Annotated in this window: 13 protein-coding genes; 8 read left to right on the forward strand and 5 right to left on the reverse strand. The window is 38.8% G+C overall.

What is annotated here, in order from left to right; translation table 11 throughout:
* Nucleotides 1-40: 40 nt before the first annotated feature.
* The gene (locus H3T57_RS01120; RefSeq protein WP_198192692.1) at nt 41-1,228 is read right to left on the reverse strand and encodes an efflux RND transporter periplasmic adaptor subunit; all 1,188 of its coding nucleotides are present in this window, start codon (nt 1,226-1,228) and stop codon (nt 41-43) included.
* A gap of 271 nt (nt 1,229-1,499) precedes the next feature.
* Between H3T57_RS01120 and H3T57_RS01125 the strand changes: the two genes are divergently transcribed.
* The 4 genes from H3T57_RS01125 to H3T57_RS01140 all read left to right on the forward strand — a co-directional run bounded on the left by H3T57_RS01125 (nt 1,500) and on the right by H3T57_RS01140 (nt 3,984).
* Entirely contained in the window at nt 1,500-1,661 is a 162-nt protein-coding gene (locus tag H3T57_RS01125; RefSeq protein ID WP_155565769.1) for a hypothetical protein, read from the forward strand.
* Between the two features lie 33 nt (nt 1,662-1,694).
* Complete coding sequence (locus H3T57_RS01130) at nt 1,695-2,102, forward strand: hypothetical protein (protein WP_198192693.1); 408 nt, start codon at nt 1,695-1,697, stop codon at nt 2,100-2,102.
* A 150-nt stretch (nt 2,103-2,252) separates the two neighbouring features.
* Entirely contained in the window at nt 2,253-2,888 is a 636-nt protein-coding gene (locus H3T57_RS01135) for a ribonuclease HII (RefSeq protein ID WP_198192696.1), read from the forward strand.
* Nucleotides 2,881-3,984: a site-specific DNA-methyltransferase gene (locus H3T57_RS01140; RefSeq protein WP_110438373.1), complete on the forward strand. Its 1,104-nt coding sequence runs from the start codon at nt 2,881-2,883 to the stop codon at nt 3,982-3,984. The genes H3T57_RS01135 and H3T57_RS01140 overlap by 8 nt, the downstream gene beginning before the upstream one ends.
* 15 nt (nt 3,985-3,999) lie before the next feature.
* On the opposite strand, the gene H3T57_RS01145 is transcribed toward H3T57_RS01140, so the two are convergent.
* Nucleotides 4,000-4,611, reverse strand: a complete 612-nt coding sequence (locus tag H3T57_RS01145) for an ankyrin repeat domain-containing protein (protein ID WP_196424959.1) — start codon at nt 4,609-4,611, stop codon at nt 4,000-4,002.
* Between the two features lie 396 nt (nt 4,612-5,007).
* Between H3T57_RS01145 and H3T57_RS01150 the strand changes: the two genes are divergently transcribed.
* The 4 genes from H3T57_RS01150 to H3T57_RS01165 all read left to right on the forward strand — a co-directional run bounded on the left by H3T57_RS01150 (nt 5,008) and on the right by H3T57_RS01165 (nt 10,793).
* The gene (locus H3T57_RS01150) at nt 5,008-6,207 is read left to right on the forward strand and encodes a CCA tRNA nucleotidyltransferase (protein ID WP_198192697.1); all 1,200 of its coding nucleotides are present in this window, start codon (nt 5,008-5,010) and stop codon (nt 6,205-6,207) included.
* Between the two features lie 117 nt (nt 6,208-6,324).
* Nucleotides 6,325-8,082, forward strand: a complete 1,758-nt coding sequence (locus H3T57_RS01155) for an ABC transporter ATP-binding protein (protein ID WP_198193455.1) — start codon at nt 6,325-6,327, stop codon at nt 8,080-8,082.
* Between the two features lie 27 nt (nt 8,083-8,109).
* The gene (locus H3T57_RS01160) at nt 8,110-9,216 is read left to right on the forward strand and encodes an HlyD family secretion protein (protein WP_122123888.1); all 1,107 of its coding nucleotides are present in this window, start codon (nt 8,110-8,112) and stop codon (nt 9,214-9,216) included.
* A complete protein-coding gene (locus H3T57_RS01165) occupies nt 9,213-10,793 on the forward strand; it encodes a DHA2 family efflux MFS transporter permease subunit (RefSeq protein WP_198192701.1) in 1,581 nt (526 codons plus the stop codon). Before H3T57_RS01160 ends, H3T57_RS01165 begins: the two co-directional genes overlap by 4 nt.
* On the opposite strand, the gene H3T57_RS01170 is transcribed toward H3T57_RS01165, so the two are convergent.
* The 3 genes from H3T57_RS01170 to H3T57_RS01180 all read right to left on the reverse strand — a co-directional run bounded on the left by H3T57_RS01170 (nt 10,794) and on the right by H3T57_RS01180 (nt 14,139).
* Complete coding sequence (locus H3T57_RS01170; protein ID WP_155567172.1) at nt 10,794-11,261, reverse strand: RNA pyrophosphohydrolase; 468 nt, start codon at nt 11,259-11,261, stop codon at nt 10,794-10,796.
* 10 nt (nt 11,262-11,271) lie between these two features.
* Entirely contained in the window at nt 11,272-12,831 is a 1,560-nt protein-coding gene (locus H3T57_RS01175; protein ID WP_198192702.1) for a S41 family peptidase, read from the reverse strand.
* A 117-nt stretch (nt 12,832-12,948) separates the two neighbouring features.
* Complete coding sequence (locus tag H3T57_RS01180) at nt 12,949-14,139, reverse strand: murein hydrolase activator EnvC (protein WP_198192703.1); 1,191 nt, start codon at nt 14,137-14,139, stop codon at nt 12,949-12,951.
* Nucleotides 14,140-14,202 lie beyond the last annotated feature (63 nt).

A 14,202-nucleotide genomic window follows, 5' to 3' on the forward strand; every position in this document is an offset into this window, starting at 1 on the left:
TGACAAAATTAGGAAACTGTTATGATTTTCAAGTTAATTATTATTCAGAAGATTGCGTATTTTCGGGAATGATGACTTTTGAACCTTCATGTAAAGTATCAATTCCGTCAGTAACTATTTTTTCATTCTCAACTAAACCAGCGGTTATAACCGTATGTTCACCATCATTATATCCTGTTTTGATTGTCTGTATTTTAACCGTTGAATCTTTTTGAATAACATACACAAAGGAACCATTTGGTCCTGTTTGAATGGCATTATTTGGTAAAATCAAAGCATCTTTAATAACCTTGACTAGTAAATGGGCATTTACAAATTGGTTTGGAAAAAGCTCCCAGTTTTTATTTTCAAAAATGGCTCTCAACCGAACGGTTCCTGTTGATGTGTCAATCTGACTGTCTATCACGCTTGTTTTTCCTGTGGCAAGTTTGGTCGTATTATCGGTGTTCCAAGCCTCAACGGTTAGTTCTTTTTTATTTTTCAAAGCTTCCAAGACAATGCCCAATTGATTTTCAGGTAAGGTAAAAATAACTGACATGGGGGTCATCTGGGTTAAAGTGGCCAATCCTCCGCTTTGGCCTTCGGTAATATAATTTCCCGCATCAACCTGTCTGATCCCGATGCGACCGTCAACAGGTGCACGGATGTGACAGTAGATAAGATTTAATTCTTGCTGTTTGATTAGGGCCTGATCTGTTTTGACCTGTCCTTCAAGCTGGGCAACCTTATATTGCTGATCTTGAGCCGTCATGGGGGCGATACTGTTTTGTTTTAGAAGGGTTTGATAGCGCTTATTGTCCAATTTTGCCTGTTGCAGTAAGGCCGTGTCGGCTTTTAAATTGCCTTCATATTGTGCCTTCAAAGCTTCTGCGGGACGTGGATCAATAAGGGCAAGTAAATCATTTTTCTTAACCAATTGCCCTTCCGTGAAAAATACTTGTTGTAAATAGCCGGAAATTCGTGTTTGTACGGTAACATTGGAAATGGGAACGACTGTTCCAAGTTCAGTTAGAATAACAGGTAGATAACTTTTCTTTACAATTGTTGCTGCAACGGGTTGTTCAACAACATAATGGGAATGCTCGGAAGTTGATGAAAATATACCATAAAAACGATATGCTACCCCAATAATGACAGCTATTAGACTAATATATAAAAATATTTTTAACCATAGATGCAAACGTGAGTGAGATTTATCAGAATTTGTTGTATTTTGGGGTAAAGTCATATGCAAGAAACTTATTTTTAATGGCAATATCTAAATTTATATAATTAAAAATCAAAATAACAAAACTAATTGTGACAAAATAAATCATTGCAGAATATAATCAATATTAAAGTTGATCACTTCATTTTTTAATATTCCTTAACCCTGGAGATTTTATATCTCTAAAAAGCGGTATTGTAATCTAAGTGATTGATAATTTTATAGACTTTTTGGTTTGGAGTTGTCATAATTACCAATAGTCTATGAATTGTTGTTATAAAAGGTGCATAATATGAGTAATGTAAAAGATTTTATTAAAAATACTGCTGAAAAAATTGAAAATACATTAACGGATGGAAAGGCGAAATTAAAGGACGCGGTTGACCATGCCAAGCAAAATTATGAATCGGTGAAAAACGAAGCAAAAGATACACTTAAAAACATAAAAAAATGATAAGATTGCAATCCTTTTTTAAAGGAGGGAACAATGTCAAAGAATATGGAAGATACTTTAAGGGAAGTTGGTGCAAAAATTGGCAGTTCGATTGATGATGCCAAAGATAAAGCACAGGATGCCTTTTCTCGTGCCCAGGATAAAAAACAGGATACTATTGATCAATTAAAAGACAAGGTTCAAAATGTCGCGGATCAGGCCAGAGAAAAAGGCCAGGATTTAAGAAATAAAGCATCTGATCAAAAAGGAAAACGTTTTGAGGATTTTGCGCGTGTTGCCGATGATGAATTTTCGCGTCTATATGGTTCTGAGGGAAAAATGGAATGCTTGATGAATTTCATTCGGAACCGTCCTGTTGCAACATTGGTTATCGCTTTGATTGCCGGAACATTTTTATCAAGGATGTTTAAATGTTGTTGTAAACATCGTAAATGTAAATAAGCGAATAATTAAATTTAAAATTTAGACTTAAAAAAGCTGTTAATCAGAAGTTATTAACAGCTTTTTTTATTTTTTTCATTTTAGGGCTATTCATTTGCGACTCGTTGAGTATAGTAGGTTATTGGTTTAGAAACGAATTATTTGAGTAGAATGCATCATAAAGTATCAATTGCAGGCGTGGATGAAGTGGGAATGGGTTGTCTTGCTGGTCCTGTTGTTGCTGCCGCTGTAATGTTTCAGGAAAATATTCCTGAGGATATTTCAGAATTGCTTGATGATTCAAAGAAAATCAGACCTGCGTTGAGACAAGAAATTTATGTGGTTTTAAATCAAATGCCGCATGTCAAGATTGGTGTGGCCGCGGCATCAGTTGATGAAATTTTCCAATTAAATATCAGGAAATCTGCCAGCTTGGCAATGCAAAGGGCTGTATCAAAACTAAATATTCTTCCTGATCTTGTATTGGTTGATGGAACGATCGCTCCTGATTTTGGATGTGCCACGCAAACCATTATCAAGGGGGATGGATTTTCATATTCAATTGCTGCGGCATCAATTATCGCAAAGGTTTTGCGCGATAAGCTGATGGTTGGTCTGGCACGGAAATGGGATCGGTATGGATGGGAGCATAATGTGGGGTACCCAACGGTTATGCATCGTGAGGCCTTGAGGAAATATGGTTGTTCTCCACATCATCGCCAAGGATATATCACCGTAAGACAATTTTCGTTTTCAATGGATGTAGAGCAAAAAGAGCAAGTAAAAGGTCAAGGATTTTATGAGTGAAGCAGTAAAATTAAATATACCTTTGGATCAGATTTTGAATGGTGAATGTATTCAGGTCATGAAAACCATACCTTCTGCGTCAATTGACTGTATTTTTGCCGATCCCCCATATAATTTGCAATTACAGGGAGAATTGCGTCGTCCAGATGATACAATTGTGGATGGGGTTAATGAAGATTGGGATAAATTTAAGAGTTTCCAACTATATGATCAATTTTGTCGAAGCTGGTTGAAGGAATGTCATCGTTTATTGAGAAAAAATGGAACAATTTGGGTTATTGGTTCCTATCATAATATTTTCAGAATTGGAGCAATTTTACAGGATCTTGGTTTCTGGATCTTGAATGATATTGTTTGGCGGAAATCCAATCCCATGCCAAATTTTAAGGGAAGACGATTTACCAATGCGCATGAGACATTAATATGGGCAGCCAAAGATGCTGATAGTAAATATTGTTTCAATTATCAGGCCATGAAAACCTTAAATGATGATATTCAGATGCGTTCTGATTGGTTTCTGCCTTTATGTACTGGACATGAAAGACTTCGAAATGAACATGGACTAAAATTACATCCGACCCAAAAACCAGAAAGCTTGCTATATCGCGTTATCTTGTCCTCTACAAATATTGAAGATGTTGTATTGGATCCTTTTGCTGGAACTGGAACAACCCTTGCCGTGGCAAAAAAACTTCAGCGACGTTATATCGGGATTGAGCGTCATCCAGACTATATGAAAGCCGCCCTTCGACGTGTGAACAATGAAAAGCCGTTATCGATTGAAGATATTAAAGTCACCCCTTCCAAACGAGAGATTCCTCGTGTTCCTTTTGGAAACCTGATTGAACAGGGATTTATTCAGCCAGGAACAATCTTGATGGATCGAAATAAACGCGTTTTTGCTACAGTAACATCCGATAGCACTGTTATCAGTGGAAACAAAAGAGGTTCCATTCATAAAATTGGGGCCCTTGTAACAAATTCACCTTCTTGTAATGGATGGACCTTTTGGCATTTCGAAAGAAATGGAGGATTATATGCTCTTGATATATTGCGTAATGAATATAATGCAATGACTAAATTGGCCAAATCTTAAATTCAAATGTAAAACCTAGCTTTTGTTAAAACCGAGAAAGCCGATTTCAGGTTTGGAAATATTGTTATAATGTGAATATGTGTTTGATTGGTTGAGATTTGAAACAGTTTTACGTTGATTTTGACCTTTAATGGATAAATATCCTTTTTCACTTTTAACCGAAACCGTTGATATTTCTCTATCACCATTTAGTTTTTGAGGTGAGTTATTATAGCCACGCATTGACAAAAGCAAAAAGGTGATGCGATCGCGATTAAGATCAATGGACATTTCCAGAGGTGTTTGACCCAAGACGTTGGTTGCATGTAAATCGGCACCACGGTTTAAAGCATCTTGTGCAGCGTAAAGGTTCCCGACATTGATCGCTTCAAAGAGGGATTGTGTTGGATTTTTGCTATCATCATCATTTGAATCATCATCAGTTGGATCATCATCGTCATCATTTGTTGATGTTTTGTTTGCTTGACTATTTTGCTTGTTGTTTTTGGATGAAGAAGTTACTTTTGATGTTTTTTGTTCAGGGTTGTTTTTTGCTGTCTGGGCAACGCCAGACAGGACAGGTAATGTAAAATATCCGCTGAACGCAAGGCAGAATAGCAAAGATAATAAACGAGATTGATAATTCATGTGATTATTCTCTTGATAGAAACCAAAATCCTAAAGCTAATATTTCTTTTATCAAATCAATCATGAATAAGAAACACTTTCTTTATATCATATTTCAAAAGATATTTTGCATATTAAGTTCATGGATATGCATTTACAGTTTATTTGTTATGACATAATGATAAAATTCAGAATAGGGATGATGTGGACATGATAGATTTATAACATAACCATTATTCATCAAGAAAGAATTGAAATGGGAATGATATAAATTTTCAAGAAAATAATTTTAATTTTGTATTGTTTACTGACGGGTTTGCAAAGCCGCAAAGAATTATTGATGGGTCTGTTGTTGAATTAATCTCTAAGGAATAGGATGGGTCGTTTCAATAGAATGATTATAAAAGTGACTGTTTCATGAATATTTTGGATAAATTACCTGATCAATCCAAAAAGGATTTAAAAAAATTATGGGATATTTTTCCTGATGCACGTTTAGTTGGCGGTGTGGTTCGGGATTTGCTTGTTCAGAAACCAATTTCTGATATTGATATCGCAGCCATGGATCTCCCTGACCGTATAATTGAAAAATTAAGTCGGGCAGGGATAAAGGGGATACCTACAGGTATTGAACATGGAACAGTTACGGCAATAATAAATCATCATTCATATGAGATAACGACATTACGTAAGGATATTAAGACTGATGGGCGACATGCCAAGGTTGTTTGGACACAGGACTGGCGAGAGGATGCTGCCAGACGTGATTTTACAATTAATGCTTTATATTGTGATAAAAACGGAAAATTATGGGATTATTTCCATGGACAGGAAGATCTTTCATTAGGTCATGTTCGTTTTGTAGGAACGGCACATGAACGTATTGCAGAAGACTTTTTAAGGATTTTAAGATATTTTCGTTTTTATGCGCGCTATGGCAAAACTCAACCGGATTTAGATGCTGTGAATGCCATTCAGTTTTATGCGAAACAGCTTGATACTTTGTCGGCAGAGCGAGTTTGGTCAGAATTAAGAAAGATTATCACGGGTCCAAGAGCGGGGGATGTATTAAATTTGATGGATAGATATGGGGTTTTAACCGTTTTAATGCCTTTTGGCTATCGTCTTGATCCGTTTCTTAAACTTATCGCGGCAGGAGTGCCTGATAATGCAATTATTCGCCTGTCTGCCTTAATTAAGGGGTCTGCCACATTAGTTGCAAAAAAGTTTAAATTGTCCAATAAAGATGCTAAATTCTTATCAAGATTGGAAAAACCGTTATCCTTAAAAGCCGATGCATCGGATAAGCGGCTTGTTCAATTAAAGGCATTATATTCTCTTGACGTTCTTATTGGTCAAAGCTGGCTAGAACAGATTAAACACCGGGATGATGATTTCATTCTATGGGATAAATGGCGTAAACGGGTTATTGATATACCGACACCAGTTTTCCCCGTAAAAGGTAGGGATTTAATTGAACTGGGAGTTGAAAAAGGTCCAATAATGGGGAAAATTCTTGAATCGGTTAAAATATGGTGGATTGATGGTGGATGTTATGCTTCCGCCTTGGATTGTATAGAGTGGTTAAAAAGACACAGTTTGAAAAATACAGATTAAATATTCGATTTAATATTTTAATTTGGGTTAAAAAGCTTTCATATCATTTGCTCCATGTAAAAGTATCAAAGCGTGAATCAAGAACAGAAAAACAATAAGAAACAAACTAAAAGAAAGATGATTTTATCCCTGATACTGGGGGAAGATAAAAGCTGGCCTTTTCTTCAACGTTTATGGAGAGAGCAAATACGTTTTTATCCGAAACGTATTTTATTGATTGTTATCTCGACAATTTTTATGGCCGGATTGACAGCTTTATATCCTTTGGTGATAAAGCGCGCATTGGATATGTTTAAGGATAATGATCCTCGAATTTTGTATCAGATCCCTGCCCTGGTTGTTATGGTGACGGCCGCAAAGGCCGCATCACAATATATTCAGACGCTTTCCGTACAAGATTTGGTTTTACAGATTATACGGGGGCTGCAGAAAAAAATGTTCTTGCATCTGGTTCATGCAGATATCTCGTTAGTTGAAAAGGAAGCCCCCGCACAGCTTTCCGCCCGTTTTACCACTGATGCATTATCCATACGTGAAGCCATGATAAGAATGGTTAATGCGTTTGGAGATGCAATTACGGTTATTAGTTTGATTGTTTCGATGTTCTATATGGATTGGGAGTTGAGTCTAATCGCGGCTCTATTATATCCAATCGCTGCTGTACCTATTCAAAAATTGGGAAAGCGAGTGCGCAAAGCATCCGGAAATATGCAGGAACAGGTTGGAAAAACCGCAGCGTTATTGAATGAGACTTTTTCACAGGCCAGAACCGTTCGTGTCTATGGAATGGAAAAGCGTGAAATCAGACGGTTGGGTCAATCATTTGATCAATTATATGATGCTACTCTAAAAATTATTCGAGGTCGTGCAAAAGTTGATCCAATTATGGAAGTTTTGGGAGGAAGTGCCGTTGCGGCGGTTTTAGGATTTGCTGGCTGGCGTGCCGCGATGGGCGGTGCAACCTTGGGGGATTTTTCAGGCTTTGTTGCGGCTTTGCTTTTGGCGGCAAGACCGTTGCGGGCCTTGGGATCTTTAAATGCGGCAATGCAGGAAGGCATATCTGGTCTAAACCGTATTTTTAATATTATTGATCAACCTATCAAAATAAAAGATAAAATGAATGCACTGCCTTTACCTAATGGAAAAGGGAAAATTCAATTTCAAAATGTGCATTTTATTTATCCAGATCGTGAAGTCGGATTGCATGGTTTGAATTTTGAAATTGAACCGGGCCAGACTGTTGCCCTTGTTGGGCCTTCGGGTGCGGGAAAATCAACGGCGTTGACTTTGATCCCCCGTCTACACGATATACAGCAGGGACAGATCATTTTTGACGGAGTTGACTTGCGGAACATCAAAATTCATGAATTGCGTTCAGCAATCGCCTATGTTCCACAAGATCCGTTGTTATTTGATATGTCTATTATCGATAACATTCGGATCGGTAATCCGTATGCAAGCAAAGAGGAGATCGAAAAAGTCTTGGAAGGGGCAGCTATCAATCGTTTTCTTGGAGATTTACCAAAAGGCCTGGATACAAATGTTGGTCATGGTGGACAATGTCTTTCAGGAGGTCAGCGTCAGAGAATTGCCCTTGCACGTGCGTTAATAAGAAACCCTCGTTTATTGTTATTGGATGAAGCGACAAGTGCATTGGATACGGAAAGTGAACATATCATACAAAAAGCCTTGGCTAAACTGCGAAGGGATTGCACGACTTTAATTGTGGCCCACCGTTTGTCTACTATACGAACCGCCCATGTCATTATCGTTGTTTCGGATGGGAAAGTTGTAGAACAGGGAAATCATGATTATTTAATGAAACAGCAGGGCATGTATGCCAGATTGATACAGACGCAGAATCTGGATTATTAATAATTTTATCATTGTGGATGGACATTTATGACAGCGGATACAACTGACTCGAAACAGGATCTTGATTCATCTGAAGAAAAAAAATCCACCAATCCCAAAAATAAAAAAAAGGCAATCCGGTATCTAATGTTTTTCATTATGATCATTGTTGTCATTTTAATTGGTTTATATTGGTGGTTTACACGTAATGATGTTAGTACGGATGATGCGTTTACCGCCGGGCGTGCCATTACGATCGCACCGCATGTCAATGGTTACGTGACTGAATTATTGGTCAATGATAATCAGTTTGTCCATAAGGGTCAGGTTTTGTTGAGGATTGATTCAAGGGATTACAAAGCATCTCTTTTACAGGCGCAAGGTAATTTGGAAAGGGCAAAAGCCCAGTATCTTGCCTCACAATATTTATTGGAAGTTGCAAAAAAGAATTATCCAGGTCAGCTAAAAGTTGCCGAGGGACAATTGGAAGCCGCGAAAGCGCAATTATTCAAGGCCAAAACGGATTATGTTCGTCAACATAATATTGCGCGTCCTGCTACAACCCAGCAGGCGATTGATTACGCTACTTCCGCTTTTAACCAGGCAAAAGCGGAAGTGGACAGAGCTGAAGGTAATTATTTAATTGCCACTCCAGTCGAAGCCAATATTGGCAATGTCAAAAGTAAGGTTTCTGATCAGGGTGGGGCTGTTAAGGCAGCTGAAGCACAATTGGAAACGGCAGCTTTAAATGTTGGATGGACTGAAATCAGGGCACCGCATGATGGATGGATTTCTAAACGTAACGTTGAGCAGGGCAGTTATGTAACCGTTGGTCAATCCCTTTTATCCATAGTTGAACCAGAGGTTTGGGTAATTGGAAACTACAAGGAAACACAGATTACCAATGTTCGTCCGGGTCAAAAGGTCAAAATTGAGGTGGATGCATATCCATTTATGAAATTAAAGGGGCATGTTGATTCAATCCAGGCAGGAACAGGATCTGTCTTTAGTGCTTTTCCACCAGAAAATGCTACGGGTAACTATGTCAAGATTGTACAGCGTGTTCCTGTTAAAATATTGATTGATGAAGGACTGGATCCCAAGGTTCCCTTGGCCATAGGTCTTTCAGTCGTGCCAACGGTTTACACAAAATGAGTCAATCCGCTACCTTAAATACCGTAAAAGAGGAATGGAAGCCAAAATATAATCCATGGTTAATTGCCATTGTCGTAACTCTTGCCGCTTTTATGGAAATTCTGGACACGACAATTGTCAATGTATCTTTGCCCCATATTGCCGGTAGTTTATCAACAACCTATGATAATGCGACTTGGTCATTGACCTCCTATCTGGCGGCTAACGGAATTGTTTTAACAATTTCGGGATGGTTAGGTAGGATCCTTGGACGAAAACGTTATTTTCTTATTTGTATATTCATGTTTGCCGTATCTTCTTTTTTATGTGGTATCGCGAATAGCTTGGCGCAGCTTGTTTTATTCCGTCTAATGCAAGGATTTTTTGGAGGGGGGCTTCAACCAAACCAGCAATCGATAATTCTCGATACCTTCCCTCCAGATAAACGGGGGGCAGCTTTCGGACTAACGGCAATTGCCACTGTGGTTGCACCTGTATTGGGTCCATCCTTGGGCGGATGGATCACGGATAGTTATTCCTGGCGATGGATTTTCTTTCTTAACGTTCCTGTCGGAATCATAACAGTGTTTGCGGTGGCCATGCTTGTTGATGATCCGCCATGGGCCAGAAAGCGTAGTGAACGAATTGATTATATTGGAGTCAGCTTAATAACACTGGGACTTGGTTGTCTGGAAGTCATGGTGGATCGTGGGGAAAATGCTGACTGGTTTGGTTCGGGTTTCATCTGTTGGTTGGGTTTTTTTTCGGTAATTGGTATCATAGGCGCAATAATATGGCTTCTTTATACAGAAAAACCTGTTGTTGATCTAAAAGTATTCAAAGATCGTAATTTTGCAATAAGCTCAATTTTAATGGCTGGATTGGGTGGATGTCTATATGCATCAGCTGTAATTGTTCCACAATTTACGCAGCAGATTATTGGATACACGGCTTTTCTTTCTGGATTGGTTCTGACACCAGGTGGGATTGCCATCATTATTTTAATTCCTGTTATTGGCAAAGTGATCAATGTTGTTCAAATACGTTATGTAATAGCGATGGGTTTTTTCCTATTCGGCTGCGCGTTGTTTTATTCAGCCAACTTGGTGCCAAATTCAGATTTTTTGCATTTGGTCATGTACAGGATATCACAATCGGTTTGTCTCGCTTTCCTATTTGTTCCTCTTTCAACCATTGCCTTTATGACAATTGAAGAAAAATATAATGCAGATGCTTCGGCATTGTTTAGTATGACAAGAAACGTGTTGGGAGCCTTATGTATTTCTGGAGCAACAGCTTTAATCACTGAAAGAAGGCAGGTAAATCAGGCACACATGGTACATTGGATGTCTCCTTTCCATCAGCCTTTTAATGATTATTTGGCACATATGCGTGCAGTGGCTCAGCAATTGGGATATGCAACACAGGATCAGGCAGAAACAGCCATGAAGTATCTTTATCAGGATTTCATTAAACAGGTGGCAATTTTGGCCTTTAACGATGTATTTATGATTTTAGGTTGTTTGGCTTTTCTTCTCGTACCATTTTGTTTTTTTCTGGATGGCTATACAGCAAAGAAAAAAAAGGCAGATAGCTAATTATATGTATTTATGAAAATATTCGGCTATTTTTTGATAAAGATCATGTTTGAACCCGGTGTTGATTTTCGCCAATTCGGAAGATGAAATCCATTTCCATTCATTGAACTCTTTTTCATTATGGGTATTTAGATCAATATCGCTATCTTTCCCCAGAAATCTAACAGCAAACCATTTTTGGGTTTGTCCTTTATACTTACGTTTAAGAGGATTGCCAATCATATTGGATGGGAAATCATAGGATAACCATTCGGGATATTCCTCCAGAATTTCTATGTTACTTGTACCAATCTCTTCCAACAATTCACGTTTAAGCGCTTCTTGCGGGGTCTCATTTTTGTCGATCCCACCTTGGGGAAAGGCCCATATCTTATCTTTTGCCAGATCATGGCGTAATGCAATGAAAATTTCCCCTTTTTTGTTAAGGATAAAAGCTGCAACATTACGACGATAAGGTAGGGCTTTCATGATAAAATCCTTATTTGGAATGGATAGCAGGATGATCAGGAACAGACTTGTCCTGATGATTGGGCTGCTTTTGTTCTTGTTTTGAAGAATTGGCTTTGTTATCGTTGGAAGGTTTTTGCTGAACGGTGTTTTTACCTTTACTGTCCAAAGAGGCCGATTTTTTTAATGGGATAGGAAAAGGTTTATCGTTGGATAATCCGGCCATGGATCTTATAACTTTTAGACCCTGTTGTAACTGGAAATCAGTTGAGGGGTTCGTATAATCAAATTTTGCCCAATCTTTAGGAGGCTGGGCCGGTATTGATTTCGCAATTGCAGGTAGATCATTTCTGATGGGAGCTTTGGTTTGGTTTCCGCCTTCATTTTTGATAATATGATTTAGGTCAGCTTCACGAATGCTAAATTCTGGTGCATCGTAACTATCTTGCACCTTGATATCGGGGCTGATACCCAACCCCTGGATTGAACGGCCAGATGGTGTGTAATATCGCGCTATCGTTAGGCGGATTGCACCATTTCCAGGAATAGGCATGACAGATTGAACAGATCCCTTACCAAAGGTTTTTTCCCCTACGAGGACAGCACGATGATGATCTTGCAGGGCTCCAGACACGATTTCACTTGCCGATGCTGAACCTCCATTAATAAGAACGACAATAGGCAATCCATTGGTAATATCCTTCCCCTTGGCATTCCATCTTTGATTATCCTTAGGATTGCGTGCTTTGGTTGAAACAATGGCACCTTCCTTTATGAAATCCCGGCTGACAGAAATAGCCTGATCAAGTAGCCCGCCTGGATCATTACGAAGGTCAATGACCAGACCTGCAAGTTTGTGGTTGCTTTCTTTTTGTAGTTTATCAAAGGCCTGACGCATATTTTTCTCTGTTTCTTCGTTAAACTGAGAAATTCGAATATAGCCTATACGATCATAAAGAGCTGACTTTATTACTTGAATGTGAATGATTTCACGGATCAGGGTTACTTTAATAGGTTTCGGTTCTTTCAGACGGATCAAAGTCAGGGTGATTTGTGTTTTAGGTTTGCCACGCATTTTATCGACGGCTGCATTTAGGGTCATTCCATCAATATTTTTGCCATCAATCGCAATGATATAATCCCCGGGTTTTATACCGGCCCGTGCGGCAGGTGTTCCATCAATTGGTGAAACTACCTTAATATGCCCCTCATCTTCTTGTACCTCCAAGCCAAGGCCACCAAATTCACCTTTGGTTTGAATCTGCATGTTGGCAAATTGTTTTTCCGTCATATATGAACTGTGGGGATCAAGTCCTGTCAACATTCCATTCAACGCATTGGTGATCAAGTCCTTGTCCGCAACAGGCTCAACATAGCCGGCTCGAACGCGTTCAAACACATCTCCAAATAAGGTGAGTAAGCGATAGGTTTCAGCACTGTTATTTTGTACCTGATCTTTATTTACATCTTCGGCCAATGCTTGAATGGTCAGTTGGTTATCCGACCGTATACAATTTTGAATCTGTGGTTCCAATCCAATGCCAGCGATAAAAAGTGTCGTACCTAGCAATAATCCTGTACGGAACTTCATGCTGATTTTCTCCTAATACTTGATCCTAAAGTGGAAATGTTAACCTGTCTTTTATAAATAAAATCATGTTATATGTTAAGAAATATCTTTACCATTATAAAATTAAACGAAATTATCTTATAAAAAAGGAGATGGATTGATTGCTCTCTCGCCCCTTCGTAATTGCACAAAAAGGGTGGGACGTCCGGTTTTTCCGCCTGACCAGGCCGGCATTTGACCGATCATAATCCCTTTTTGGATCGATTGTCCAATGGCTACGGATAAACTATCCATACCAGCCAACACGAACCGGTAGCTTTTTCCACAATTCAGAATAATCATGTGCCCATACCCTCTAAAAGGTCCAGCGAACTCGATTAATCCGCTGCAAGGGGAACGGACTGTTGCTTGAGATTGGGGGGCATAGGTAATTCCCTGCGCTGGACCAGTTTCTGTTTTACTTCCCCATAATGAGACAATGGGTCCGATGACGGGTGCATTGGCCTTGGATGTGGTTCTTGAATTGAGACCAGGACCGTTGTTGGCTGATGAGATCATGGCTGACTCTTTCCGTGCTTTCTGCAATCGTGCCATATTATGTGCTCTTTGCGCGCGGATAATTTCAGCTTTTAAAGCGTGTTGTGCCTTGATTTTTGTTAGATTGATCTGTCGAATTGCATCATTAAGACTTTGCGCCTTCTGAGCTGCATTAGCGGCATTCTGGGAAATCTCAAAAACCGTTTTGGCAGATTCCTGTTGAGTGATGCGGGCCTGCTTTAAAGCCTTGGTTAATTGATTTTGTTCATTTTCCTGTTTTTTGTGAAGTTGGGCAAGATTCGTGATCTGAATTGTAAATTGATTTTGTATCTGATTGATTTCCTCTTTATGTTGCTTAAGAACTTTTGCCTGATTTTCCATCTGCTTGGATAGGTTCTGTATGATGGACAAACCTATTGTTGCATGGGAGGATGGCGAAGACGCCGCGAGTAATGTATCTGAGGGATACAGGGATAACCGTTCAATTAAGGGGAGGAATTTTGAAAAATTTTTTGATTCGTTTTGCAACTGTATATTCAAGGTTACAATCTTAGATTTCAGATTTGTTATTTCCTTGTTAATTTCCTGAATTCGGGTTTCGGTTGTCTGTAGTTTTTCAGTTGCCTGAACCATATTGTTATTGATTTGATGCGTTCGCTTTTTATCTTGCCGGGCTTTTAAAATTGCACGTTGTTTTTCTTTTTGAATAGTTTCCAAATTTGAATTTATTTTTTCTTTTTCTTTCAAAAGCTGTTTTTGTGTTTGTTCGCTTTTATTCAGAATTTGCTGCAATCTCGTTTGCTTTTGCTGTTGAGCACAGGCATGATTGGGTAATCCGGTAAGGAAAATACTTAT

Source organism: Commensalibacter sp. W6292M3 (assembly GCF_016101315.1).
Classification (GTDB): domain Bacteria; phylum Pseudomonadota; class Alphaproteobacteria; order Acetobacterales; family Acetobacteraceae; genus Commensalibacter; species Commensalibacter melissae.